Source organism: Pontivivens ytuae (genome assembly GCF_015679265.1).
Taxonomy (GTDB): Bacteria; Pseudomonadota; Alphaproteobacteria; order Rhodobacterales; family Rhodobacteraceae; genus Pontivivens; species Pontivivens ytuae.
This window is the reverse complement of sequence record NZ_CP064942.1, coordinates 2,417,194-2,439,771: the sequence shown is the minus strand read 5'-3', so window position 1 is coordinate 2,439,771 and position 22,578 is coordinate 2,417,194. Positions and strand designations below refer to the sequence as shown.

At 66.0% G+C, this 22,578-nt stretch carries 28 protein-coding genes; 7 read left to right on the top strand and 21 right to left on the bottom strand.

Going from position 1 to position 22,578, the window contains the following annotated elements:
* Positions 1-27 precede the first annotated feature (27 nt).
* From I0K15_RS11920 to I0K15_RS11910, 3 genes are all read left to right on the top strand, one after another.
* The gene (locus I0K15_RS11920) at positions 28-381 is read left to right on the top strand and encodes a low molecular weight protein-tyrosine-phosphatase (RefSeq protein WP_338420742.1); all 354 of its coding nucleotides are present in this window, start codon (positions 28-30) and stop codon (positions 379-381) included.
* A 66-nt stretch (positions 382-447) separates the two neighbouring features.
* A complete protein-coding gene (lepA, locus tag I0K15_RS11915; RefSeq protein ID WP_196101742.1) occupies positions 448-2,247 on the top strand; it encodes a translation elongation factor 4 in 1,800 nt (599 codons plus the stop codon).
* Between the two features lie 46 nt (positions 2,248-2,293).
* Positions 2,294-2,875, top strand: coding sequence for a hypothetical protein (locus I0K15_RS11910; protein WP_196101741.1), 582 nt, complete (start codon positions 2,294-2,296; stop codon positions 2,873-2,875).
* Positions 2,876-2,976: 101 nt separating this feature from the next.
* Here I0K15_RS11910 and I0K15_RS11905 read toward each other — a convergent pair whose 3' ends face one another.
* Positions 2,977-3,393, bottom strand: coding sequence for a VOC family protein (locus I0K15_RS11905; protein ID WP_196101740.1), 417 nt, complete (start codon positions 3,391-3,393; stop codon positions 2,977-2,979).
* A gap of 133 nt (positions 3,394-3,526) precedes the next feature.
* On the opposite strand from I0K15_RS11905, the gene dctP reads away from it, so the two are divergent.
* A complete protein-coding gene (gene dctP, locus I0K15_RS11900) occupies positions 3,527-4,531 on the top strand; it encodes a TRAP transporter substrate-binding protein DctP (RefSeq protein WP_196101739.1) in 1,005 nt (334 codons plus the stop codon).
* 55 nt (positions 4,532-4,586) lie between these two features.
* Here the strand turns inward: dctP and I0K15_RS11895 are convergent, their stop codons facing one another.
* From I0K15_RS11895 to I0K15_RS11850, 10 genes are all read right to left on the bottom strand, one after another.
* Positions 4,587-4,889, bottom strand: coding sequence for a DUF6280 family protein (locus I0K15_RS11895; RefSeq protein ID WP_196101738.1), 303 nt, complete (start codon positions 4,887-4,889; stop codon positions 4,587-4,589).
* Between the two features lie 147 nt (positions 4,890-5,036).
* Complete coding sequence (gene mnhG / locus I0K15_RS11890) at positions 5,037-5,444, bottom strand: monovalent cation/H(+) antiporter subunit G (protein ID WP_196101737.1); 408 nt, start codon at positions 5,442-5,444, stop codon at positions 5,037-5,039.
* Positions 5,437-5,742, bottom strand: a complete 306-nt coding sequence (locus I0K15_RS11885) for an MrpF/PhaF family protein (protein WP_196101736.1) — start codon at positions 5,740-5,742, stop codon at positions 5,437-5,439. Before I0K15_RS11885 ends, mnhG begins: the two co-directional genes overlap by 8 nt.
* Positions 5,739-6,077 carry a Na+/H+ antiporter subunit E gene (locus I0K15_RS11880; RefSeq protein WP_196101735.1) on the bottom strand — a complete coding sequence of 113 codons (339 nt, stop codon included), beginning with the start codon at positions 6,075-6,077 and terminating at the stop codon, positions 5,739-5,741. The genes I0K15_RS11885 and I0K15_RS11880 overlap by 4 nt, the downstream gene beginning before the upstream one ends.
* A complete protein-coding gene (locus tag I0K15_RS11875) occupies positions 6,074-7,558 on the bottom strand; it encodes a Na+/H+ antiporter subunit D (RefSeq protein ID WP_196101734.1) in 1,485 nt (494 codons plus the stop codon). The genes I0K15_RS11880 and I0K15_RS11875 overlap by 4 nt, the downstream gene beginning before the upstream one ends.
* 40 nt (positions 7,559-7,598) lie before the next feature.
* Positions 7,599-7,958: a Na+/H+ antiporter subunit C gene (locus I0K15_RS11870; protein WP_196101733.1), complete on the bottom strand. Its 360-nt coding sequence runs from the start codon at positions 7,956-7,958 to the stop codon at positions 7,599-7,601.
* Positions 7,958-8,437 (bottom strand): MnhB domain-containing protein, encoded by a 480-nt coding sequence (locus I0K15_RS11865; RefSeq protein ID WP_196101732.1) that lies wholly within the window; start codon positions 8,435-8,437, stop codon positions 7,958-7,960. Before I0K15_RS11865 ends, I0K15_RS11870 begins: the two co-directional genes overlap by 1 nt.
* A complete protein-coding gene (gene mbhE, locus I0K15_RS11860; protein WP_230374098.1) occupies positions 8,434-10,659 on the bottom strand; it encodes a hydrogen gas-evolving membrane-bound hydrogenase subunit E in 2,226 nt (741 codons plus the stop codon). The genes I0K15_RS11865 and mbhE overlap by 4 nt, the downstream gene beginning before the upstream one ends.
* A 161-nt stretch (positions 10,660-10,820) precedes the next feature.
* Positions 10,821-11,111 (bottom strand): DUF1330 domain-containing protein, encoded by a 291-nt coding sequence (locus tag I0K15_RS11855; protein ID WP_196101730.1) that lies wholly within the window; start codon positions 11,109-11,111, stop codon positions 10,821-10,823.
* A gap of 58 nt (positions 11,112-11,169) precedes the next feature.
* Positions 11,170-11,715, bottom strand: coding sequence for a chloramphenicol phosphotransferase CPT family protein (locus tag I0K15_RS11850; protein ID WP_196101729.1), 546 nt, complete (start codon positions 11,713-11,715; stop codon positions 11,170-11,172).
* A gap of 241 nt (positions 11,716-11,956) precedes the next feature.
* On the opposite strand from I0K15_RS11850, the gene I0K15_RS11845 reads away from it, so the two are divergent.
* Positions 11,957-12,361 carry a nuclear transport factor 2 family protein gene (locus I0K15_RS11845; RefSeq protein ID WP_196101728.1) on the top strand — a complete coding sequence of 135 codons (405 nt, stop codon included), beginning with the start codon at positions 11,957-11,959 and terminating at the stop codon, positions 12,359-12,361.
* Between the two features lie 178 nt (positions 12,362-12,539).
* Here the strand turns inward: I0K15_RS11845 and I0K15_RS11840 are convergent, their stop codons facing one another.
* The 4 genes from I0K15_RS11840 to I0K15_RS11825 form a co-directional block, all read right to left on the bottom strand.
* Positions 12,540-13,313 (bottom strand): amino acid ABC transporter ATP-binding protein, encoded by a 774-nt coding sequence (locus tag I0K15_RS11840; protein ID WP_277882916.1) that lies wholly within the window; start codon positions 13,311-13,313, stop codon positions 12,540-12,542.
* 18 nt (positions 13,314-13,331) lie between these two features.
* Positions 13,332-14,621 carry an amino acid ABC transporter permease gene (locus I0K15_RS11835; protein WP_196101727.1) on the bottom strand — a complete coding sequence of 430 codons (1,290 nt, stop codon included), beginning with the start codon at positions 14,619-14,621 and terminating at the stop codon, positions 13,332-13,334.
* A 1-nt stretch (position 14,622) separates the two neighbouring features.
* On the bottom strand, positions 14,623-15,846 hold the full coding sequence (locus I0K15_RS11830; RefSeq protein WP_196101726.1) for an amino acid ABC transporter permease: 1,224 nt from the start codon (positions 15,844-15,846) through the stop codon (positions 14,623-14,625).
* A gap of 153 nt (positions 15,847-15,999) precedes the next feature.
* Entirely contained in the window at positions 16,000-17,016 is a 1,017-nt protein-coding gene (locus I0K15_RS11825; RefSeq protein WP_196101725.1) for an amino acid ABC transporter substrate-binding protein, read from the bottom strand.
* A gap of 459 nt (positions 17,017-17,475) precedes the next feature.
* Here I0K15_RS11825 and modA point away from each other — a divergent pair, with 459 nt between their 5' ends.
* A complete protein-coding gene (gene modA, locus I0K15_RS11820; RefSeq protein WP_230374097.1) occupies positions 17,476-18,177 on the top strand; it encodes a molybdate ABC transporter substrate-binding protein in 702 nt (233 codons plus the stop codon).
* On the top strand, positions 18,174-18,782 hold the full coding sequence (locus I0K15_RS11815; protein ID WP_196101723.1) for a hypothetical protein: 609 nt from the start codon (positions 18,174-18,176) through the stop codon (positions 18,780-18,782). The genes modA and I0K15_RS11815 overlap by 4 nt, the downstream gene beginning before the upstream one ends.
* On the opposite strand, the gene I0K15_RS11810 is transcribed toward I0K15_RS11815, so the two are convergent.
* The 6 genes from I0K15_RS11810 to I0K15_RS11785 all read right to left on the bottom strand — a co-directional run bounded on the left by I0K15_RS11810 (position 18,769) and on the right by I0K15_RS11785 (position 22,564).
* Positions 18,769-19,254, bottom strand: a complete 486-nt coding sequence (locus I0K15_RS11810; protein WP_196101722.1) for a PaaI family thioesterase — start codon at positions 19,252-19,254, stop codon at positions 18,769-18,771. The genes I0K15_RS11815 and I0K15_RS11810 overlap by 14 nt on opposite strands.
* A 1-nt stretch (position 19,255) precedes the next feature.
* Positions 19,256-19,969: an ATP12 family chaperone protein gene (locus I0K15_RS11805; protein WP_196101721.1), complete on the bottom strand. Its 714-nt coding sequence runs from the start codon at positions 19,967-19,969 to the stop codon at positions 19,256-19,258.
* Positions 19,966-20,622 carry an HAD-IA family hydrolase gene (locus I0K15_RS11800; RefSeq protein WP_196101720.1) on the bottom strand — a complete coding sequence of 219 codons (657 nt, stop codon included), beginning with the start codon at positions 20,620-20,622 and terminating at the stop codon, positions 19,966-19,968. Before I0K15_RS11800 ends, I0K15_RS11805 begins: the two co-directional genes overlap by 4 nt.
* Positions 20,619-21,659 (bottom strand): RluA family pseudouridine synthase, encoded by a 1,041-nt coding sequence (locus tag I0K15_RS11795; protein WP_196101719.1) that lies wholly within the window; start codon positions 21,657-21,659, stop codon positions 20,619-20,621. The genes I0K15_RS11800 and I0K15_RS11795 overlap by 4 nt, the downstream gene beginning before the upstream one ends.
* Complete coding sequence (crcB, locus tag I0K15_RS11790) at positions 21,656-22,030, bottom strand: fluoride efflux transporter CrcB (protein ID WP_196101718.1); 375 nt, start codon at positions 22,028-22,030, stop codon at positions 21,656-21,658. The genes I0K15_RS11795 and crcB overlap by 4 nt, the downstream gene beginning before the upstream one ends.
* A gap of 63 nt (positions 22,031-22,093) precedes the next feature.
* On the bottom strand, positions 22,094-22,564 hold the full coding sequence (locus I0K15_RS11785) for a BLUF domain-containing protein (protein WP_196101717.1): 471 nt from the start codon (positions 22,562-22,564) through the stop codon (positions 22,094-22,096).
* Between the last annotated feature and the right edge of the window lie 14 nt (positions 22,565-22,578).

The window sequence follows — 22,578 nt, the reverse complement described above, 5'->3', positions numbered from 1 at the left end:
TGCCGGTCGCCGGCGGCAGAGGCTGTAATGCGGTCCCATGCGCCGGGGCTCGAACTCGACAGTGCCGGCACGGGCGCGTGGCACGCCGGCAGCCCACCAGATCCCCGCGCGCTCGCCGAAGGGTTGCGCCGGGGCATCGACTATAACGACCTGCGCGCCCGGCGGGTGGAGCCGGCGGACTACACGAGCTTCGACATCATCTTCGCGATGGACCGCCAGAACCTCGCCGATCTGAAGGCGCGCGCGCCCAAGGACTGCACGGCGCGCATCGAGCTTTTCTTGGGCGATCGCGAAGTGCCCGACCCCTACTACGACGACAGCTTCGAGCAGATGTTCGACCTGATCGAGGATCGGGTGCAGGAGCTGATGGCGACGCTTTGAGCCGCATGGACATTTCCGCCGTTTCTTGGCAAGCGGGCGGGTAACTTTCCGTTCAGGCGTGGGCCCATGACCGATCTTTCGCGTATCCGCAACTTCTCCATCGTGGCGCATATCGACCACGGCAAGTCGACGCTGGCCGACCGGCTGATCCAGTCGACCGCCACCGTGGCCGAGCGCGACATGAAGGAGCAGCTTCTCGATTCGATGGATATCGAGCGGGAGCGCGGGATCACCATCAAGGCGAACACCGTCCGCATCGACTACACGGCGAAGGACGGGGAGGCCTACGTGCTGAACCTGATCGACACGCCGGGCCACGTCGATTTCGCCTACGAGGTGTCACGCTCCATGCGCGCGGTGGAGGGCTCCCTGCTGGTGGTCGATGCCAGCCAGGGGGTGGAGGCGCAGACGCTGGCCAATGTCTACCAGGCCATCGACGCGGATCACGAGATCGTCCCGGTCCTCAACAAGATCGACCTGCCCGCGGCCGAACCGGAGCGGGTGCAGGAGCAGATCGAGGACGTGATCGGGATCGATGCCTCGGACGCCGTCATGATCTCCGCCAAGACAGGTATCGGGATCGAGGATGTGCTGGAGGCGATCGTCACCCGCCTGCCCGCCCCGGAAGGCAACCGCGACGCACCCCTCAAGGCGATGCTCGTGGATAGCTGGTACGACGCCTATCTCGGCGTCGTTGTCCTGATCCGTGTCATCGACGGCACGTTGAAGAAGGGCGAGCGGATCAAGATGATGTCAACGGGCGCCGTCTACCCGGTGGACCGCGTCGGCGTCTTCCGCCCCGGCATGCAGCCGGTCGATGCGCTGGGTCCGGGAGAGATCGGGTTCCTGACGGCGAGCATCAAGCAGGTGCGCGATACCCGCGTCGGCGACACCATCACCCATGAGAAGAAGGGGGCGGAGACGCCGCTGCCCGGCTTCGCCCCGTCCGTCCCGGTGGTGTTCTGTGGCCTCTTCCCCGTCGACTCGGCCGAGTTCGAGGACCTGCGCGACGCGATCGAGAAGTTGGCGCTCAACGACGCCTCGTTCTCGTCGGAGATGGAGACGTCCGCCGCCCTCGGCTTCGGCTTCCGCTGCGGGTTCCTGGGCCTGTTGCACCTGGAGGTGATCCGCGACCGGCTGGAGCGGGAATACGGCATCGACCTCATCACCACGGCACCCAGCGTCATCTACCACGTCTACCTCAAGGACGGGGAGATGCTGGAGATGCACAACCCCGCCGACATGCCCGATCCGGTGAAAGTCGACCGGGTGGAGGAGCCGCGGATCAAGGCGACGATCCTCGTGCCCGACGAGTTCCTGGGCGACGTGCTCAAGCTCTGTCAGGACCGGCGGGGCGTGCAGCTCGACCTCACCTATGCGGGCACACGGGCGATGGTGGTCTACGACCTGCCGCTCAACGAGGTGGTGTTCGACTTCTACGACCGGCTGAAATCGGTGACGAAGGGCTATGCGAGCTTCGACTACCAGATGACGGGCTACCAGCAGGACGAGTTGGTGAAGATGCAGATCCTGGTGAACGACGAGCCGGTGGACGCGCTCTCGACCATGGTGCACCGCAGCCGGGCCGAGGCGCGGGGGCGGGTGATGTGCGAGAAGCTCAAGGAGCTGATCCCGCAGCACCTCTTCAAGATCCCGATCCAGGCGGCCATCGGCGGCCGCATCATCGCGCGCGAGACAATCTCGGCCCTGCGCAAGGACGTGACCGCCAAGTGCTATGGCGGCGACGCCACCCGGAAACGCAAGTTGCTCGACAAGCAGAAAGCGGGCAAGAAGAAGATGCGCCAGTTTGGGCGGGTCGAAATCCCCCAGGAGGCGTTTATCAATGCGCTGAAGATGGATGGGTAAATACACTCAAACCTTATCGAGGATTGGGACAGGCTATTCTGTGATCTTGAGCCTGATTTGGTTACTATGGCCATCAGATCTCAGCTTTATAGACAATCCGGAGGCTTGGGCTGCCTTGGTCGGAGCTTTTGTCGTTTGGCACTTTACGGAATTTAAACTTAGTGAGGAGCTCGGAAGCTCGCAGGTGTCCCAAAATGATGTGCGTGTCGCGCGCGAGCTTGTAGAGCTCCACGCAGGGCAACTGCGCGGCCTTCTGAAAGATGCGGACTTATGGGCACTCATCAACAGCGACCGTTACACCGAAGTCCACTCGCTACTTAATAGGTGGAAGCGTGGTACTTTTATGTTCCACAACAAGACGCTGAACACTGATCTAAATGCGTTTATGAAACAGTTAGATGCTCTTAGCAGCAAAATCTCACAAGACACAGTCCCGGAGATGGTTGGCGGCCAATGGCGAACTGGCTACAAACCAGTCTCGATCGTTTCACAGCAGGAATACCACAGGCTGATGAGCGAAAGTAAATCTGCCAATGCGATCGCAGGAAACACCTGGGTACTGCTTGATCAGATCGTTGAGAAAATTCGCACAAAAATCCCAGAAGTTTGGGATCAGCCCGTCGACTAAAAGCGCGAATGGCGCCTCGGAAGAGTTCACTGAATAGCTCCAAAACTTTCTGTGATCACTTTAATATCATAGCCCCAAACATCTATAAGATGTGCTTAGATTTACTGTGCTCCATTCACCTCAATCAAATTCCCCTCCGGATCGCTGACATAAATGTGGCGCAGGCCGGGGATCGCGAATTCGCCGGCTTCCGAGAAGGGGATGCCGGCGGCGCGGAGGCGGGCCTTGACGGCTTCGAGGTCCGCGACGTTCAGCGCGACGTGGCCGCCGACCGAGGGGTTGTGGGCGAAACCGTTCTTCGCCGCGAAGTCCGGGTCGGGCGCGATGAAGTGGAGGCCGGTGTGGCTCTCCCGTCCATCCGGGAACAGCGCCAGCCGGTCCGCGCCGCCGGGCAGGTAGCCGCGGCTGGCGGGATAGGTCCAGACCCCCTGCTCCAGCCCCAACACCTCCGCATAGAAGCGGGCGGTGGCGCGGACGTCCTTCGCCTCCAGGTTGACGTGGTGGATCGACCATCGCATCGCATGCCCTCCTTTAGTCGCGACACCGGTATGCAACGGTGCACCGAAAACGCGGAGCCGTTGCCTCTTTTCGCTGAGTAATTTAATGATTCGCGACACTATGTAACGAGTTCTTTCGTTACGAGGCTCACCCATGCTGCGCGCCGCACTTTTACTTACGCTCCTCTCCGGTCCGGCCCTCGCGGTCTGCGATCCCGGCGAGGTCACCATCCGCTTCCCCCATGACGCCCCGGCCACGGGCCATCCGAAGGGGGAGGCCGCGGCCTTCCTCGCGGACCTCGTGAACCGGGAGCTCGACGGCCGGGCCTGCATGGTCGTCGAGGCCGAGGCGGGCGACTATTCCGATGCCGAGGTCCTCGCCGGTCTCGCGGACGGGCGCTGGCAGATGGCCGCGCCGTCGATGGGCAATATGGGCGAGATCTCGCCCCGCTTCCTGGTCTTCGACCTGCCCTTCCTGTTCCGCGACATGGCGGTGGTGCTGGAATATCAGGAGAGCAATCTGGGCCGCGGCCTGCTGACCGAGGCGGTGGACGAGGGCCTGCTCGGCCTCGCCTTCTGGGCCGACGGGATGAAGGCGATGTCGGCCACGCGGCGGCTGGAGGCGCCCACGGACCTGGAGGGGCTGACCTTCGGCACGCAGGACGCGCTGATCGAGCAGGACTACTTCGCGGAGCTGGGGGCGGAGACGCATCTGCTCTCCCCCATCGCGATGGCCGAGGCGCTGCAGACGGGGCGCGTGGCGGGGCAGAACAGCACCTGGACCGACATCTCCGCCCGCGGGCTGCACTATGCCCATGACAGCGTGACGGAATCGAACCACGGGCTGGTGCAGTACATGCTGGTCACGGCCCCGGACTTCTGGGAGGGGCTGGATCCGGAGCTGCGGGCGGAGCTGGAGCTGCTGATCGAGCTGGTGAGTCTGGAGCGCAACCGCTTCGCCTTCGAGCTTGCGAACATGTCGAAGATGCAGATCCGGCAGGACCAGGTACGTGTCGTGCAGCTCGACGACGTTCAGCGGCATGCGTGGGTGGTGGCGATGCAGCCGACCTGGTTCCGCTTCGGCGGGGAGATCGGCTTCGACCAGATCGCCGCGGTGATCCATACGGAGCGGGGCGCAGGCTCGATGATCGACCGCTGACATGCGAAAGGGCCGCCCCGATGGGACGGCCCCTTTCATGGCGCTCGGGCGGCGATCAGGCCGCTGCGCGGCGCTCGCTTTCCTCGCGGGAGAGCGCGACGGACGTGCGAACGCCCTTCTTCACGAACTCCATGAGACCCTGCACGCACCGCTCGGTCGGGTCGATGCCCGCGCACATGAGCACTTCGCGCCCGTCCTTTGACCGCGCCCAACGCGCGATCACATCCGGACCGTTGCCGTATTTCTTGTCGTCGGCGATGGCATCGTCGAGCGCGGCCAGCACCACGGCGGCAAACAGTTTCTGCGCTCGGCTGCCCTGGTCATTCGACCAGGCCTGCCCGTCGAAATCGTCGAACATCCCGTCCTCGTAACTCTCTAACTGTCTTGGAACGCTTGTTATATGCGTTCACCAAATTGTAACAGAAGCCCCGTTTAGAGCATTGCCGCGTTGCAATCAACGCAAGTGCGTCTGGCCGAAAGCTTCCCCGCAGGTGGCGACGTCACGTCAGGACGACCCCTCCTGCGATTGATGTGACGGAGATATGTCACCCTCAGACTCGTTCAAGGGTTTTTCCTCGCGACGGGGCGTCCCGAAGGTCTCACATCCCGGCTCGAAGGTGGTCGCATCGCTGAAAGGTACGCCGGCGGCGTAGGACGCGCGGCCGATGAGATGCGCGCCGATCGGCGCCGTGATCAGCAGGAACAGGAGGATGATCATCGCCTCGACCACCTGGAACCAGCCATCGGCCACCAGCATCAGCGCGATGCACAGCAGACCGAGCCCCACGGTGCCCGTCTTGGTCGAGGAATGCATGCGGATGTAGACGTCCGGCATCCGGACGAGGCCCAGCGCCGCGATGACGGAGAACGCCCCGCCGAGCAGCACCAGGAAAGCGGCGATCCACTCAATCATCGGACCCTCCGATCGTGCGTTCGATGAAGCGAGCGAATGCGACGGTGGCCAGGAAAGCGACCAGCGACATCACGATCGCCACGTCGAGATAGGCCCCGACGCCGGAGGCCATGGCGAAGACGACGAAGAACGCCACCAAGAGGATCGAGATCGCGTCGAGTGCCACGACCCGATCGCTGAGCGAGGGGCCTACGAGTAGGCGCCAGGTGCACATCGCCAGCGCCACCGTCAGCATCAGCGCGGTGGCGGCAAGCGCGAAGCCCAGCGGGCCGACAAGGGTGATACCGAGTATCGTCATCTGAACACCCTGAGCACGCGGCGCTCGATCCCGTCCTTGAGGTCCCGCTTCGTGGCCTCGGGGTCCTGGGCGCCGAACATGGCATGGACCAACAGGTAGTCACGATCCTCGCTCACATCGAGGGACAGCGTGCCCGGCGTCAGCGAGATCAGGTTGGCGGTGGCCGTGATCTCCATATTGCTCTTCGCATCGAGGGGGATGCGGATGAGCTTCGGCTCCGAGCGGTGGGTCGGCGTCAGCACATCCCACGCCACCTGGATCGAGGATGCGAGCAGATCGTAGAGGAAGTAGGCGACCAGGTTGAGAAACCAGATCGGCTTGAGGATCAGTCTCATTCGCGCGCTCCCAGAACGGCTTCGATATAGGCGGTCGGATCGAGGATCTGTTCGGTGGCGGCCAGCGCCGCGTCGACGAACATGCCGGCCGAGAGGCCGATGATGACCGTCAGCGTGGCGAGGCTGAGGATCGGCACCAGCATCGCCATGGGCACCTTGCCGACCACGGCGTCGGGGCCGTCCGGATGGGGCTTCCAGAAAGCCTCCAGCCAGATCTTCGACATCGAATAGAGTGTGAGCAGGCCCACCGCGAGGGCGGCGAAGGTGATGAGCCAGGCCTCCAGCTCGAGGCTCGCCGCAACGATCAGGAACTTCGCCCAGAAGCCCGAGAGCGGCGGGATGCCCGCGAGGCTGAGCGCGGGAATGAGGAACAGGACGGCGAGGAGCGGGCGGGCGGCGTAGAGCCCGCCGGTGATCTTCAGCTCCTCCGAACCCACCATGCGACGGGCGGCACCTGCGATCAGGAACAGGTTCGCCTTCACGATGATGTGGTGGAAGAGGTAGAAGATCGCGCCCAGCATCGCTGCGGGCGTGGCGAGCGCAAGGCCGAGGACCATGTAGCCGATCTGGCTGATGATGTGGAAGCCGAGGATGCGCCGCCAGTGGTTCTGCGCCGCGGCCCCCAGAACGCCCACGATCATGGTCAGCACCGCACCCCAGAGCAGCATGTTCTGCACCAGAGGCACGTCGAGGTCGTAGATCAGCGTGAAGACGCGGATCAGCGCGTAGACACCGACCTTGGTCAGCAGGGCCGAGAAGAGCGCGGCGGCCGTCACGGAGGGCGTGTGATAGGACGCCGGCAGCCAGAAGAAGACCGGGAACATCGCCGCCTTCGCCCCGAAGGCAAAGAGCAGCAGCATGGCGGAGACGAGAACGGCGACCTCCTCCTGCCGCCCCTCCAACCGGCCCGACAGGTCGGCCATGTTGAGCGTGCCGGTGACGCCGTAGAGCAGGCCGACGCCGGACAGGAAGGCGAGCGTGGCGATGAGGTTGAGGCCCACATACTTCACCGCGCCATCGGCGGACTTCTTGGTGCCGTTGACGACCAGCAGGCCGAAGGAGGCGATGAGCATCACCTCGAACCAGACGTAGAGGTTGAAGATGTCGCCGGTCAGGAATGCACCGCAGACCCCCGCCAGCAGCGCGTGCACCAGTGCGTGGTGGCCGTGCCAGCCCTCGGTCCGGTCGATCTCCGCCAAACCATAGATGGTGACGGCGACCGCAACGATGCCGGTGATGACGACCATGGCCGCCGACAGGATGTCGGCCACCAGCGTTATGCCGAAGGGGGCGGGCCAGCCGCCCATTTGCGCTGCCACCGGCCCGGTCTCCAGCACCGTGGCGAGCAGCCAGATGCCCGCGGCCAGCAGGGCCACGGCCGCAGCGACGGAGCCCCAGCGCACCAGCCCGCTCCACTTCCGGAACAGCAGGAGCAGCGCCGCGCTCGCCAGCGGGATCACGATCGGCCAGACGAGGATCATGCGTGGGCTCTCTCTTCTTCAAATATCCCCGCGGGAGGCATCATCCCTCCTCCCGCGGCTCGGCCACGCGCATCGAGTCCATCCGCGCCGTGCCCATGGCGTAGTAGGCGCGGTAGGCGAGCGTGAGGGCGAAGCAGAAGAGGCCGAAGCCGATGACGATGGCGGTCAGGATCAGGGCCTGCGGCAGGGCGTTGGCAACGCCCTCAGCCGGAACCTTCTCCCCGTAGAGGGTCAGGGGCGGGGCCGCCTCGGTCATCCGCCCGGCGGCGAAGATGACCAAGTTCGCGGCGTTCGACAGCAGCGTGAGGCCGAGGATGTAGCGCACCAGGTTGCCCGAGAGCATGAGGTAGGCGCCCCCGGCGACCAGAACGCCCGCGAGGATCGAGACGATGCTTTCCATCAGGCACCCTCCTCCCTGTCCTGGGGAACACCGTCCTCTTCCTCGCGATCCTCGGGGATGCCCGCCTCCTCCAGCGCGAAGAGGATGGCGCTGACCACGCCGACGACGACCAGGAAGACCCCGGTGTCGAAGAGGAGGATGGAGCCAACGGGCAGCCCCTCCCAGCTTCCGTCGACGGAGGCGTAGAACGGCCAGACGCCCGAGAGGAACGCGCCGTTGACGACCGCGCCCCAGAGGCCGCCCGCGATGGCCGCCGTCAGGCCGAGGCCCGCGATCATCATGGGCGACAGGCGCAGCCAGCGGCGCGCCTCGTCCACGCCGAAGGTCTTTTCGTAGAGGGCCACGCAGATCGCCGCGAGCAGCCCGCCGATGAAGCCGCCGCCCGGGTCGTTGTGCCCGCGCCAGAGCGTCATCAGCGCCACGATGATGAAGACGGGGACAAGCACCCGCGTCGCGGTGTTCAGGATGATGGAGTTCATTTGTTGACCTCACGCCCCGCGCGCAGGGCGGCCAGGGCCGCGATACCGGCGATGACGACCACCGCAACCTCGCCCAGCGTGTCGAGGGCCCGGAAATCGACGAGGATGACGTTGACGATGTTGCGGCCCGCGGCCTCCGGATAGGCGTTGGCCTCGAAGAACTGCGTCACGTCGCGCTCGAGCCCCGCGCCCAGCACGGCGAGCATCGCGAAGGTGATGCCGAGGCCGAGCACGGCGGAGATGATCGCATCCCCGATGCGGAGCGCGCCGGTGCCCGCCCGCGGCAGCTTGATGAAGGCGACGGCGACGAAGACCACGATCAGGATCTCGGTCAGGAGCTGCGTCATCGCGACGTCGATCGCCGAGTAGAGCACGAAGATCACCGCGATCCCCGAGCCGACGCCGCCCAGCGCGGTAATGGCGATCAGGCGCGAGCCGGTGAAGATGATCGCGATCACGCAGGCCACGATGATCGCGACGATCACCCAGTGGAAGATCGGGGCGGCGGGATCGATGCGCGCCACGTTGCCGGAGCCGAAGAAAATCGCGGCCCAGACCATGAGCGCCAGCGTGATGAAGGTCGCGCGCAGGTAGCTCATCATCCGGCCGTCCTGAACGGTGCGCGCGGTCCAGCTCGCCGTGTCGCGCAGCGCGTTGAGGAGCACGTCGTAGACGGCGGCGCTGTCGGGCACGCGCTGCTCCTCCCGCGTCAGCGACCGGCGCAGCTCGGGCAGGCCCCAGAACAGCACCCCGCCGATGGCGAAGGTGAGGAGCGAGAGCATGAGGGCCGCGTTCACGCCGTGCCAGAGCTTGACCTCCGGCGCGCCGGGCTCGCCCCGCACGACCTCGACCATCGCGGTGATCAGCGCGTCGAGCCCGCCGGGGAAAAGGCCGAGCAGGAGGCCCAGCAAGGCAAGGATCGCGGGGCCGGACCACATGTAGATCGAGGGATCCTTCGGTGTCTCCTTCTTGCTCTTCTGCTGGCCGAAGAAGGGGCGGATCGCGACGAGTCCCGCGGCCGCGAACATCAGCGCATTGGCGATGACCGACATGGTGGCGACGAAGATCTCCTCCGTCTGGGTCTGAAGACCGCCCTCGTAGCTGAGCTCCTTGCCGATGAAGCCCACGAAGGGCGGCAGGCCGGCCATGGAGGCGCCCGCGAGCACCGCGATGCCGAAGCTGATCGGCATGGCGTGGCGCAGCCCCGAAAGATCGTCGACCTCCCGACTGCCAGCCCCCTTGTCGAGGAGGCCCACGGCGAGGAAGAGCGACGCCTTGTAGAGCGCGTGGACAAGGATGAAGGTGAGCGCGCCGCCCACGGCATAGTAGCTGCCGCCGCCGAGCCCCATCATCAGCGTGCCGAGGCCCATCAGCGTGGTCCAGGCGAGCATCAGCTTCAGGTCGGTCTGGCGCAGGGCCCAGAAGCTCGCCACCACCATGGTGACGGCGCCGACGAGGGTCAGCGTCCAGGTCCAGACCTCCGTCCCGCCGAGTTGCGGCGTCAGGCGCGCGACGAGGTAGACACCCGCCTTCACCATGGTCGCCGAGTGCAGGTAGGCCGAGACCGGCGTGGGTGCTGCCATCGCGCCGGGAAGCCAGAAGTGGAACGGGAACTGCGCGGACTTCGTGAAGCAGCCCGCGAGCACGAGGCCCAGCATCACGAGGTAGAGAGAGTGATCGGCGAAGCTGCCCATCTCCGATATGCGATAGGTGCCCGCGACGCTGCCCATCAGGATCAGTCCCGCCATCAGGGCAAGACCGCCGATGCCGGTGACGATCAGCGCCTGCTGCGCCTTGTGCCGCGCGTCATCCTTCTGGTGGTCGTAGCCGACCAGCAGGAAGGAGGTGATCGTCGTCAGCTCCCACGCGACGAAGAGCGTGATGGCGTCGTCGGCGAGCACGAGGATCAGCATCGAGGCCGCGAACATCGACATCAGCGTCAGCAGCCGCTTCAGCCGCCGGTCCGCGTGGAAGTACTCGGCTGCATAGAGGAAGCAGATCGCCCCGATGCCGGTGATCAGCAGCGCGAAGAGCAGCGAGAGCGCGTCGATGCGGAACGCGGCCTCGATCCCCAGTGCCGGGACCCACTGCCAGATGAAGTCGACGGGCGTTCCGGCCGAGGCCGTCGGCAGGAAGGTGCAGAACCAGACGAAGAGCGCCGCCTGAACGGCGGCGGGTACAAAGCGCCAGGGGCCGGCTTCGTAGGAGTCGGTCTCTTTCACAGGCGGAGCCTCGGGATTAGTGCGGCAGACAAGCCGCTTTGGCGACATATAGGTGACGGTTCCGGGCTGGCTACCGTTGCAGGTGCGAAAAAGCGACCCGATCCGCCGGCGAGCGGGCGTGCGCCTCCGGCGGGGATATTTCGGCAAGCTGGAAGGGCGGCTCAGTCCGGGATTTCGTAGGCCGTGATGGTCATGTCGGCGGCGGCCTCGCGCACGGGGATGAGGTCCTGGTAGGCATCGGAGCCGTACCAGGCGCGGATCGACGCGAGATCGGGAAAGCGGAAGATGGCGGCCATCTCGTGATCGCTCTCTCCGGTCAGGTCCGTGGCTTTTTGCCCGCGCAGGACCGGTTCACCGCCATGGGGCTCCATCGTGGCACCGACCTCGCCCGCGTAGATCCTGAACTTCTCGGCATCCTTGACGGTCACCTGCGCGATGAAGAAGGCGGGCATGGCGGGGGTCCTCCTGCTGTGGTGTTGGGCAGGAGATGGGGATGCCGCTGGGAAAGCTCTAGAGCAGCTGGTCGAAAGCGGAGGGGGCGCTGCGGCAGCGCCAGGCGGCAAGCAGCGCCTCGACATTGTCGGCGAGCGGGTCGATGGCCTGAAGTTCGAGATCATAGCGTTTCCCCTCGTGCACCGTCTCGAAGTCTCGCGCGGCGCTGCCTGCGGGCCGGTCGCCGCGCGCCGCCTCCCGGCGGATCAGTTCCTCCCGCGGGCAGTGCAGTCCGACGAAGAAGACGTCGAATGGGGCGAAGAGGCGGGAGAGCTGCTCCAGCCAGCCGTCGGTATCAAGGATATGCTCCAGGATCAGGTCATTGCCCGCGCCGGCATAGGCCGCAAGCGAGCGGTGGAAGCCATCGAAGAAGGGCGCTCTCGCAGCCCGCCAGTCGAACTCTCCGGAGCGGAAACGGTCGGTCGGCAGCACGCCGCTGTCACGCAGGTGATCGATGGAGATGTGCCAGAACGGCGCCTCGATCCGGGCCTGGAGCGCTCGGGCCAGCGTCGACTTACCGCTGCTCGACGCGCCGTGGAGGAAGATGATGCGGGCGGGGGACATGAGCGCTTTCCCTATACGAAGGCCGGGTGCGAGAGGATTGCGCTGACCGGGAGCAGTGGCTGGGTGGCCAAGGGAGGAATAGCATTTCTCGAGGGATTGGTTGAGTTCTGAAGTTCGCTCGACATGGCGCCGAGCGCTGCAGATCGTCCGCGCCGCCGTTGACCGAGATCAAGAGCCACCGACACGGGCACACTATCCTGTGTCTTACTATCACGTCCGAGGACGGTTACAGGGCACGCGTATGGAAGAAGAGCACCCAAACGTCGCGCTGCTGTCGCGGCTGGATCTTCGAGACCTCGCGGGGGCAGCCGATCTCTTCAGCGAGGACTTCGTCTGGCATTACTTCAACCCGGCCTTGCCGGATGTCCATGGCGACTACCTGGGCGTGGAGGGCCTGCGGACCTTCTTTGGGAAGATTGCAGACATGAGTGACGGTACCTTCAGGATCGCACCCGTATCCGCGATGCCTATGGGAGACGAGCTGGTTGTCGTGCACGTTCGGAACACGATGGTCAGCCAAGGTCAGTCCACCGCTTTGGATGCCGTCGTCGTGTGGCGCGTTGTCGACGGGCGTTTTGCCGAGGCATGGGACATTCCAGCCATCAATACGATGGCGGTCACAGCGGGCGCCGACGGCCTTCAGTGATCACATCAAAGCGTCGGCCGGGTGTGGCGGGCTGTTCCCGATCCCAAATGCGACCGGTCGCATTCGTGGACGCAGCGGTGTCCGGTAGCATCAAAGACTTTCTGGTATTGTAACCGGCATCCTGTAACGAAAAACGGCGCCGGAGGGGTCCGACGCCGTCTTCGCGATGTCGCAGGGCTCAGTGGCCGAGAATCTGGCTGAGGAAGAGCTTGGTGCGGTCGCTCTTGGGATTGTTGAAGAACTCCTCGGGCTCGTTCTGTTCGACGATCTGGCCCTGGTCCATGAAGATCACGCGGTTCGCGACCTGGCGGGCGAAGCCCATCTCGTGGGTCACGCAGAGCATGGTCATGCCCTCGTGCGCCAGCTCGATCATGGTGTCGAGCACCTCCTTGATCATCTCCGGATCGAGGGCCGAGGTCGGCTCGTCGAAGAGCATGATCTTGGGCTTCATGCAGAGCGAGCGGGCGATGGCCACGCGCTGCTGCTGACCACCCGAAAGCTGGCCGGGATACTTGTCGGCCTGCTCTGGGATCTTCACCTTCGCGAGGTAGTGCATCGCGATCTCTTCCGCTTCCTTCTTGGGCATCTTGCGGACCCAGATCGGCGCGAGGGTGCAGTTCTCCAGAATCGTGAGATGCGGGAAGAGGTTGAAGTGCTGGAAGCACATGCCGACCTCGGACCGGATCTTGTCGATGTTCTTAAGGTCCGAGGAGAGCACGGTGCCGTCTACCGTGATCTCGCCCTTCTGGTGCTCCTCCAGCGCATTGATGCAGCGGATGAGCGTCGACTTGCCCGAGCCCGACGGGCCGCAGATCACGATCCGCTCACCGCGCTGCACCGTCAGGTCGATGTCGCGCAGCACGTGGAAGTCGCCGTACCACTTGTTCATGCTGCGGATCGAGATGGCGACCTCGTCGCTCACCTTCATGTTCGGGGTGGTCTGTTCTGCCATGGCCATGGGACCGGCTCCTTAACGATGGTCGGTGCGCAGCTTGCGCTCGAGATATTGCGAGTACTGGGACATCGAGTAGCAACTGATGAAGAACAGCAGCGCGATGAAGCCGTAGAGCTCCCAGATGATGCCGTTCCAGTCCGCATCGGCGCGGATCGCGTTGGACAGGCCCAGCATGTCGAACATCGAGATGATGGCGACCAGCGTGGTGTCCTTGTAGAGGCCGATGAAGACGTTCACGATGCTCGGGATCGAGATCTTCAGCGCCTGCGGCATGATGATGAGCCGCATCGCCTGCCAGTAGTCGAGGCCGAGACTGTCCGCCGCCTCGTACTGGCCCCGCGGCAGCGCCGCCAGGCCCCCGCGGATCACCTCGGCGATATAGGCCGACGCGAAGAGCGTGATCATGATGACCACCCGCAGGATGAGGTCGAAGGTCGTACCCGGCGGCAGGAAGTAGGCCAGGAGCACGTTCGCCACGAAGAGGAGCGTGATCAGCGGCACGCCGCGGATGAACTCGATGAAGATGACGCTCAGCGACTTGATGATGAAGAGATCCGAGCGCCGACCGAGGGCCAGCAGCACGCCCAGCGGCAGCGAGGCGGAGATCGCCGTGATGCCGAGGATCACCGTCAGGAGGAAGCCGCCGATGTTGCGCGACGCGACCTCGGACAGCTCGATCGGGACGATGCCGTTCACGAAGCCCGCGATCGGGCCGAGCAAGTAGATCGACCAAATCCCGATCGTCACGATGGCCGCACCGATCGCCAGCGGGAAGCTGAAGCGTGAGACCTGCTGGAAGACGACACCCGCCAGCACGAAACCCGCGATGGCGAAGACGGGCCCCCAGACCGAACCGCCCCAGATCAGCCAGTAGGCGATGAAGGGGAAGAGGGCCGTAAAGATCAGCATCTTGCGCGGCACCTTGTCGAACAGCACCGGCGCAAGCGCCCCGAAGAGCATCACGAAGGCCAGTACCGGCCGCCAGTATTCCTCCCGCGGGTAGAAGCCGAAGAGGAGCTGGTTCCACCGCTCACGGATCACCGCGAAACAGGCGCCGTCCCCGATCTCGCGGCATTCGCGCAGCGAGTTCGCGTTCCAGACGCTATCGGCGAACCACGGGTAGAAGTCGTAGATCAGCAACCCGATGAAGTAGATCGACAGGATGCTGAGCAGTCCGTTGAACCACGAGGAGAACAGGTTCTCGCGCAGCCACAGCACCAGACCCGTCTTGCCTGCCGGCGGTGGGGCCGGGGGAAGCTGCTCATGGCGGACGAAGGCGATGGATTCGGAATGGGTATCGCTCATCTCACCGCTCCTTCAGCGTGACGCTGCGGTTGTAGAGATTGCCGAAGAACGAGATCGTCAGCGAGATCGTCACGTAGATCAGCATCAGGAGCAGCACCGTCTCCATCTCCCGCCCGGTCTGGTTGCGGGTGATGTTGCCGAGCGTGCCGACGAGGTCCTGGTAGCCGATGGCGATGGCCAGCGACGAGTTCTTCGTGAGGTTCAGGTAGTTCGAGATCATCGGCGGCACGATCACGCGCAGCGCCTGCGGCAGGACCACGAGGTTCATGATCCGGTTGGGCCGCAGGCCGAGCGAGGCCGCGGCCTCGGTCTGGCCCTTGCTGACCGCGAGGATGCCCGCCCGCACGTTCTCCGCCACGAAGGCGCCGGTATAGAGCGAGAGCGCAAGCCAGAGCGCGATGAATGTGGAGCGGAGCTGGACGCCGCCGCTGAAGTTGAAGCCGGCGAGCTCCGGCCGCTCCAGCCCCATGGCGCCGCCGAGGATGAAGTTCACCAGCAGCACCGGAACGAAGAAGAGCGCGAGCCCGGTCCAGAGCACCGGGAAGGTCTCCCCCGTCGCGGCCTGCCGGGCCTTCGCCCAGCGCCGCACGCCCCAGATGGCGACGAGCGAGAGCAGGAAGACGATGGTCAGGATCGTCGCCGTCCCCTCCTCGAAGGTGATGGCGGGCACGTAGATGCCGCGGTTGGTGATCGCGACGGAATCGAAGAACAGCATCGAGGCGGCCGGATCCTCACCGCGGAAGGCGCGGGGGGCCGGCGTGCTCTCGGTCAGGACCGCGAAGACGAGGATGATCCACAAGAGCGTCGGCACGTTGCGGAAGACCTCGACATAGACGCGCGCGATATTGCGCACGATCCAGTTCGGCGACAGGCGCAGGACGCCCATGAAGACGCCGATGATGGTGCAGGCGATGCAGCCCAGCACTGCGACAAGCAGCGTGTTGAGCAGACCGACGATGGTGGCGTCGAGGTGCGTGCTCTGGCTGGAATACTCGATCAGGTGCTGGCCGATATCGTAGCCGGAGGTGTTCGACAGGAAGCCGAAGTTGAAATCCTGACCCGCCGCTTCGAGGTTGCGGACCGCGTTGCGGATCAGCCAACCGAGCCCGGACAGGACGAGGATCAGCGCGATGATCTGGATGGTAAGTGAACGATACCTGGTATCGTAGATCAGCTGGGAGAGGCGAAAGCCTTCATCCGGCTGTGTGTCTGTGATTGCGGTCATGCCCGCCCCTCTTCCATGGAAAACGTCCCGCTACCGGCGGGCTCGCCCGTATTCCGCATCGCCCCGGTCATTCGACGTGCCGGTCGGTCGTGCGGCGGTCCCCGGAAATGGCGACGGGGCGCGCCGTAGCGCGCCCCGACCCACTGGTTCAAATCAACGGAACGGCGGGGAGTAGAGCAGGCCGCCGTCGGTCCACTGCGCGTTCAGGCCGCGCGCGAGGCCGATCGCGGTGTCCGGACCGATGTTCGCGTTGAAGATCTCGCCGTAGTTGCCGCTCGCGGCAATCGCGCGCTGCGCCCAGTCGGCGTCGAGGCCGAGCATCTCACCCAGGCTGCCCTCGGTGCCGAGCAGACGGTTGATCTCCGGGTTCTCGGTACCGGCTGCCAGCTCCTCGACGTTCTCGGAGGTGATGCCGAGCTCTTCCGCCGCGATCAGGGCGTTCAGCGTCCAGCGCGTGATGTCGCCCCAGGCGTTGTCGCCGTGGCGCACAAGCGGGCCGAGCGGCTCCTTGGAGATGATCTCGGGCAGGAGCATGTGCGCGCTCGGATCCTCGAACGCGGCGCGGGTCGCGGCCAGACCGGAGGCGTCGGTCGTGTACACGTCACACGCGTTGGCGAGGTACTGCTGCTGCGCTTCCGCGTTGGTCTCGATCGGCACGGGCTCGTAGCTCATGTCGTTCGCGCGGAAGAAGTCGGCGAGGTTGAGCTCGGTGGTGGTGCCGGTCTGGATGCAGACGGTGGCGCCGTCCAGCTCCAGCGCGGAGGTCACACCGAGGTCTTCGCGGACCATGAAGCCCTGGCCGTCATAGTAGTTAATGCCGGTGAATTCGAACTCGAGGTCGACGTCGCGGCTGAAGGTCCAGGTGGTGTTCCGGGCCAGCATGTCGATCTCGCCCGAGGCCAGAGCGGTGAAGCGGGTGGAGCCGGTGGTCGGGATGAACTCAACGGCCGTCGCATCGCCGAGGACCGCTGCGGCAACCGCGCGGCAGACAGCGACGTCGAAGCCTTCCCACTCACCGTTCTCGTCCGGTGCCGCGAAGCCGACCAGGCCGGTGGTCACGCCGCAGCGCAGCGAGCCGCGGTCCTGAACCTCCTGCAGGGTCTGTGCGTAGCCTGCGCCCGCCACCAGACCGGCAGCGGCCAGCGCGCCGAAGAATACGGATTTTTTCATAGAGTACCTCTTCCCTGAAGTCTCCCGCCGTGTCCCCACGCCGGGTGCCGGCCTCATGGACCGATCATACGTTTGGCAGTCCTCTCGTGGACTGGGCAAAAGTTTGGACAAGCGCGCGGGGAAACGTCAAGGGTACCGGGCCCTCGCAATTCCTTATGTCAGCCGCCCTGACCATTCCGGTTGGCGAACATTTCGTGACAGTGCGCGGCGGAGGGCCTCAACCTCAGATTTCGACCCGGCGCGGCGAAGTGCCGTCGCCCCGACGTCACGCATTGTCCCATCACAATTCCTGATTGCGTTCGTGATCTTACGGAATGCATTTCAGAACGATGACAGGTCATGCTTACTGACCCTTTCATGCGGCGCGCGATTGACGCTTGCTGCGGGTGCGACACACTGCCCCGCGGACGGCTCGCGCCGCCCGCGCCGGATTGGAGGCAAAAGCCGATGGGCCATCGCATGTTTCGGGTCGCGATCGCGATTCTTACGACCTTCGCAGCAGTTGACGGTGCCCGATCCGAATCAGTTCAGGTCTACGCCGCGGCCTCGATGACCGATGCGGTGGCGGCGCTGGAGGAGGCTTACGAAGACCTCTATCCGGGCCATGACGTGACCGCGGTCTTCGCGGGCAGCGGGGTGCTCGCGCGCCAGATCGCGCAAGGGGCGCCCGCGGATCTCTACCTCTCGGCGAACGTGGTCTGGGCCGAGTGGCTTGCCGAGCGCGTGCCACCGCGGCGGGTGGAGACGGTGGCACGCAACACGCTGGTCTGGATCGGTGCGGCACCCGAAGCCGATGGCCTGCCCGCAGGGCGCATCGCGCTGGCCGACCCCGAGGCGGTGCCCGCGGGCCGCTACGCCCGGCAGGCGCTGGAGGCGCGGGGGCTGTGGCACGCAGCGCAACAGCGGATGGTGATCGCCGCCAACGTGCGCGACGCCCTCAACTGGGTGGTCCGCGGCCATGCCCCGAGCGCCGTGGTCTACGCCACCGATGCCGCCCTGCTGCCGGAGCTCACCGCGACACCGATCGACCCCGCGCTGCACGACCCGATCACCTACCGCGCCGCAGCGCTCAACGACGCCGGCGCGCCGTTCCTCGACTTCCTGCTGTCGGAGGAGGGCCAGATAATCCTCGCGGGCTTCGGCTTCCGCCCCCCGCAATGATCACGGTCGTCGAGGGGATCAGCGCGGCTGGGAAAACCACCTGGTGCCGCGCCCACGCCGCCGCGCATCTGGTACCCGAGACCTTTCCGGAGGAACGCCGGTCGTGGCCAGAAACCGGATCGGAGGTCGCGCGGGCCTGGACGGACTGGAATGCCCATCGCTGGACGCAAGCGCTGGAGATGGAGCAGCGAACAGGTCACGCCGTCTGCGACACTGATCCACTCAAGCTGCACTACCTGTGGGGTCTGTGCCGGATCGGCGAGATGCCATGGCCTCAGTGGGACCTTCAACTCGCCGAGACCCGGGCAGCGATAGCCGAACATCGGCTCGGCCTCGCCGATCTGTATCTCATCAAGACCATCACTCCGGAGGCGGCGCGCACCCAGCGCGATGGCGACATAAGGCGGACGCGCGATCGGTTCGAGCTGCATCTGAGGCTGATGGAGCCACTCACCGAATGGTACGTCGCCATGGAGGGCGCGCTTGCCGGCCGGGTGCGGTGGACCCTGCCACCAGACATGCCGGACAACACTGCTCCAAACCCTGCGCGCTACGATCTTGCGGCGTTTGACGGGCTGATCGCAGCGCTGCCTAGAAGTCGATGACCATGCAGGTGGTGGAGCCGGTGGCGTAGAGCTTGCCGTCCTCGACGCCCACGATCTGGCCCTCGGCCACGGCGGTGCGGCGGCCCGCGTGGCTGACGGTGCCGATGGCGCGGACCTCGCCGGAATGAGGGAACAGCGGGCGGACGATGTTCACCTTGTACTCCAGCGTGGTGTAGCCCTGCCCCTTCGGCAACGTGGTCTGCACGGCACAGGCCATGCAGCTGTCGAGCAGGGTGCCGAACCAGCCGCCGTGGATCGTGCCGATCGGGTTCATGGCCTTGAAGGCGGGCTTGCCGCGGAAGACGACGCGGCGCTCCTCGACCTCCTCTAGCCAGTAGTCCAGCGTCTCCGCGATGGGCGGGGCGGCGAGGTTGCCCTCCAGCATGTCGCGGATGAAGTCGAGGCCGGAGCGGGTCGCGATATCCTCCCGCGTCGGCAGATCCTCGGCGGACTTGGCGTAGTAGGGGGGCATGTCAGTCTCTCCGGCTGAGCCTCAGGAAGCGGTCGGCATCGGCGAGGGCGGCGGCCTTGCGGGCCCGCACCTCGGCGGCTTCCTCATCCGTGCCCCAGAGCCGCTCCTGCCAGATGGCATCGAGCTCGGCGACCTCCGCTGCCTCGGCAACCGGCATCCGGTCGTCGCGCACGGCGAGGGCCAGGATGAGGCTGCCGCTGAAGACGACGAGATCATGGAAGGCGGTCAGCGCGAAGGGTTCCATTGCGTCAACTTCGGCGCGCAGGCGGGCGATGCTGTCGGCAGGCTGGTCCTGCGGGATCACGCCCTCGATGCGAATGAGCGGCGCGCCGAACGCCTCCGCCGCCCAGTCGAGGGGCGGGTCCCAGCGGGCGTACTGCTCGGCCACCAGGCTCTCCGGCCCCTCGGCGCGGTAGCAGAGAAGGTCCGTCTCGCCATACTGGGCGAGCATCTCGACCACTGCCGCGCGCTGGGGGATCACCTTGTCGATGGCGGAGTTCGCGGCGCGAGTGAGCGGCATGGTATCGGGCACGATCTGCTCACCCTGCCCGGCCCATTCGGCGGCGATGGCCTCGGCTAGTGCCGGGCTCGGCAGGACGAGCTGCGCCTTGGCCGGCGTGCGCACCGCGCGGCCGTCCAGCTGGACAGCGAAACCGCCCTCGACGGGCACGGCCTCGGCCGCGGTCCAGAAGCGCTTCGCCGCCCACTCGCTCATGCGTGGACCTCGGCCAGCAGAGGCGCGAGCTCGTCGAAATGGCTGATGACATGGTGCGCGCCCGCGTCGTGGAGCGCGGTGACCGCGTGGTAGCCCCAGCTCACGCCGATGCAGCGCACACCCGCGGCGCGGCCCATCTCGATATCGAAGGTGGTGTCGCCGATCATGACGGCGTCGCGCGCCTCGACCCCGGCCTCGGCCAGCGCCGTCTCGACCATCGAGGGATGAGGCTTGGAGGGGTGGAGGTCCGCGGTCTGCACGGTCATGAAGTGGTGCCCGATCGGGTGGGCGGCAAAGACATGGTCCACGCCGCGCTTCGCCTTGCCGGTCGCCACGCCCATCAGCCAGCCCGCGGTGTCGAGCGCGGTCAGCGCCTCAACGGCACCCGGATAGAGCGGCACCGCCGCCTCGCCGCCCATCTCCGCGCGCATCTGGACGAAGGCGCTCCGGTAGGCGGCGGACAGAGCCTCGGCATCATGTTGCGGGGCGAGGCGGGACATGGCGACGGGCAGGCTGAGGCCGACGATGGACAGGATCCGGGGCCGGTCGGGCACTGCGAGCCCCTCCGCCGAAAAGGCCGCCTGCATCGCGCCGACGATCAGCGCCTGGCTGTCGAGCAGCGTACCGTCCATGTCAAAAATGGCGAGTTTCATTCGAGCTCCTCGAACGGGTCGGCCGCGACCTCACGCGGGTCCCAGCCGAAGGTGGTCCAGGTGCGGGCCATGTGGTCCGGCAGGGGCGCGGTCAGGTTGACGGTCGCGCCGGTGACGGGGTGGGTGAAGGTGAGGTGGCGCGCGTGCAGGTGCAGCTTGCGCGAGATGTCACCGCCAAGCTGCGCGCCCCAGCCGTCGCCCTCGTTGACCTGGGCGTTGGTGCCGTACTTGCCGTCGCCCACGATGGGGTGCCCGATCTCGGCCATGTGGGCGCGTAGCTGGTGGGTGCGGCCCGTGATGGGGCTGAGGGCAACCCAGGCGGCGCGCTTCGCTGCGGCCTCGATCACCATGTAGTCGGAGGTCGCGCGCTTCGCCCCCTCGGTGCGGGAGACGGCGTCGGGGTGGACCGCCACCATCTTCTCCCCCGCACCGTGCGGGCCGTGGCCCGGCGCCTTGACGAGGCCGAAGCGGATGGTGCCGGCGCGCGGGCTCGGCACACCGGCGACGGCGGCCCAGTAGATCTTGCGGGTCTGGCGGGACTGGAAGGCCTTTGTCAGCGCCGCCGCGATGCGGCCCGTGCGCGCCATCAGGAGCACGCCGGACGTGTCGCGGTCGATGCGGTGGACGAGGCGCGGCGGGGCCTCGGCATCGAACCGGATCGCCTCGGCCAGCCCGTCCACATGCCGCGTCTGGCCCGAACCGCCCTGCACCGCAAGGCCCGGCGGCTTGTTGAGCGCGATGATGTGGTCGTCGCGGAAGATCACGGCGGCGCGCATCATCTGAGCGTCCGCGTCGCTGATCTGCGGACGATCCGGCGCCGGCGCGTCGTTCTCGGGCAGCGGCGGCACGCGCATCACCTGTCCCTCGGCCAGACGGGTGTTCGGTTTCACCCGGCCGCCATCGACGCGGATCTCGCCCTTGCGGCACATCTTCTCGATCCGGCCCTGGGTGACCTGCGGAAAGGTCTTGCGGAACCAGCGGTCGAGGCGCTGGCCCTCCGCCTCCGCATCCAGGGTCACCTGCTGCACGCCGCTCATGGAAAGAGCCCCCGCGCGATCCAGGTGCCCGCGAAGATCGCGAAAAGACCGAGGGCGAGGCTGGAGCCCGCATAGGCCATGGCGAGGCCCAGCCGCCCGCTCTCCATCAGCCGCATCATGTCGAGGGAGAAGGTGGAGAACGTGGTGAAGCCGCCGAGCACGCCCGTGGTCAGGAACAGCGAGAGCTGCGCGTTGCCGACGCCGCGGCGGACCAGCCAGACGGCCACGATGCCCATCAGGAAGGAGCCGAGCACGTTGACGCCGAGCGTCACCAGCGCGAAATCCGGCAGCCCGGCGCGCAGGGCCAGCCGCCCGGCGCCGTAGCGCGCGGCCGCACCGATCGCGCCGCCCAGGGCCACGAACCAGATCATCTTGTACGGGATCCCATGCTCATCGCGCCGTCTATGCGCCGACGACGCCCGGCGTGCAAGGGTTCAGGGCAGGCGGCGCATCTGGGCAAAGACCGGCCCCAGACCCTCGACCCGGTTCTCGCGATAGAAGTCGATCAGACGCTGGGTCATGGTGTCGGTCCACACCGGCTCCACCTGCTCGTTGTCGAGCACGCCAGGGTCCAGCGGCGCCTGCCGGTCCGGCACGTCGGAGAAGTCGAAGCAGCCCATGGACCATTCGGGAAAGCGCCGCTCGCCGACATTGCCGTGCCAGAGCACGCGCAGCCGCTCGTTCCGCGGGTCTGCGGCGATTCGGGCGCTCAGCGACAGCACCTCGACGGTGCTGCCCTCCAGCACCTGGACGAACACACCGTCGGAGAAGATCAGCATGCCAGTGATGTGGTGCTTGGAATTGAAGGCGTTAGCCTCAACGCTGATGTCGTTGAGCACCTGTCCCTCGATCCAGGGCGGCCGCGCGAACGACCGGTAGATCAGACTGTAGATCGGTCCCGGCAACCTGACTCTCTCTT

What these genes read in the sequence shown, in the direction of transcription:
- I0K15_RS11885 (WP_196101736.1), bottom strand. Translation starts at nt 5,742, where the DNA reads ATGACGATACTCGGTATCACCCTTGTCGGCCCGCTGGGCTTCGCGCTT.
- I0K15_RS11920 (WP_338420742.1), top strand. Translation starts at nt 28, where the DNA reads ATGCGGTCCCATGCGCCGGGGCTCGAACTCGACAGTGCCGGCACGGGC.
- I0K15_RS11875 (WP_196101734.1), bottom strand. Translation starts at nt 7,558, where the DNA reads ATGATCCTCGTCTGGCCGATCGTGATCCCGCTGGCGAGCGCGGCGCTG.
- mnhG (WP_196101737.1), bottom strand. Translation starts at nt 5,444, where the DNA reads ATGATTGAGTGGATCGCCGCTTTCCTGGTGCTGCTCGGCGGGGCGTTC.
- crcB (WP_196101718.1), bottom strand. Translation starts at nt 22,030, where the DNA reads ATGATCTGGTTCGTGGCCCTGGGCGGCGCGATCGGTGCGGCCGCGCGC.
- I0K15_RS11895 (WP_196101738.1), bottom strand. Translation starts at nt 4,889, where the DNA reads ATGTTCGACGATTTCGACGGGCAGGCCTGGTCGAATGACCAGGGCAGC.
- modA (WP_230374097.1), top strand. Translation starts at nt 17,476, where the DNA reads ATGTTTCGGGTCGCGATCGCGATTCTTACGACCTTCGCAGCAGTTGAC.
- I0K15_RS11810 (WP_196101722.1), bottom strand. Translation starts at nt 19,254, where the DNA reads ATGCCCCCCTACTACGCCAAGTCCGCCGAGGATCTGCCGACGCGGGAG.
- lepA (WP_196101742.1), top strand. Translation starts at nt 448, where the DNA reads ATGACCGATCTTTCGCGTATCCGCAACTTCTCCATCGTGGCGCATATC.
- dctP (WP_196101739.1), top strand. Translation starts at nt 3,527, where the DNA reads ATGCTGCGCGCCGCACTTTTACTTACGCTCCTCTCCGGTCCGGCCCTC.
- I0K15_RS11840 (WP_277882916.1), bottom strand. Translation starts at nt 13,313, where the DNA reads ATGGCAGAACAGACCACCCCGAACATGAAGGTGAGCGACGAGGTCGCC.
- I0K15_RS11880 (WP_196101735.1), bottom strand. Translation starts at nt 6,077, where the DNA reads ATGAGACTGATCCTCAAGCCGATCTGGTTTCTCAACCTGGTCGCCTAC.
- I0K15_RS11830 (WP_196101726.1), bottom strand. Translation starts at nt 15,846, where the DNA reads ATGACCGCAATCACAGACACACAGCCGGATGAAGGCTTTCGCCTCTCC.
- I0K15_RS11805 (WP_196101721.1), bottom strand. Translation starts at nt 19,969, where the DNA reads ATGAGCGAGTGGGCGGCGAAGCGCTTCTGGACCGCGGCCGAGGCCGTG.
- I0K15_RS11850 (WP_196101729.1), bottom strand. Translation starts at nt 11,715, where the DNA reads ATGTCCCCCGCCCGCATCATCTTCCTCCACGGCGCGTCGAGCAGCGGT.
- I0K15_RS11825 (WP_196101725.1), bottom strand. Translation starts at nt 17,016, where the DNA reads ATGAAAAAATCCGTATTCTTCGGCGCGCTGGCCGCTGCCGGTCTGGTG.
- I0K15_RS11855 (WP_196101730.1), bottom strand. Translation starts at nt 11,111, where the DNA reads ATGCCCGCCTTCTTCATCGCGCAGGTGACCGTCAAGGATGCCGAGAAG.
- I0K15_RS11905 (WP_196101740.1), bottom strand. Translation starts at nt 3,393, where the DNA reads ATGCGATGGTCGATCCACCACGTCAACCTGGAGGCGAAGGACGTCCGC.
- I0K15_RS11815 (WP_196101723.1), top strand. Translation starts at nt 18,174, where the DNA reads ATGATCACGGTCGTCGAGGGGATCAGCGCGGCTGGGAAAACCACCTGG.
- I0K15_RS11865 (WP_196101732.1), bottom strand. Translation starts at nt 8,437, where the DNA reads ATGAACTCCATCATCCTGAACACCGCGACGCGGGTGCTTGTCCCCGTC.
- I0K15_RS11870 (WP_196101733.1), bottom strand. Translation starts at nt 7,958, where the DNA reads ATGGAAAGCATCGTCTCGATCCTCGCGGGCGTTCTGGTCGCCGGGGGC.
- I0K15_RS11845 (WP_196101728.1), top strand. Translation starts at nt 11,957, where the DNA reads ATGGAAGAAGAGCACCCAAACGTCGCGCTGCTGTCGCGGCTGGATCTT.
- I0K15_RS11800 (WP_196101720.1), bottom strand. Translation starts at nt 20,622, where the DNA reads ATGAAACTCGCCATTTTTGACATGGACGGTACGCTGCTCGACAGCCAG.
- I0K15_RS11795 (WP_196101719.1), bottom strand. Translation starts at nt 21,659, where the DNA reads ATGAGCGGCGTGCAGCAGGTGACCCTGGATGCGGAGGCGGAGGGCCAG.
- I0K15_RS11835 (WP_196101727.1), bottom strand. Translation starts at nt 14,621, where the DNA reads ATGAGCGATACCCATTCCGAATCCATCGCCTTCGTCCGCCATGAGCAG.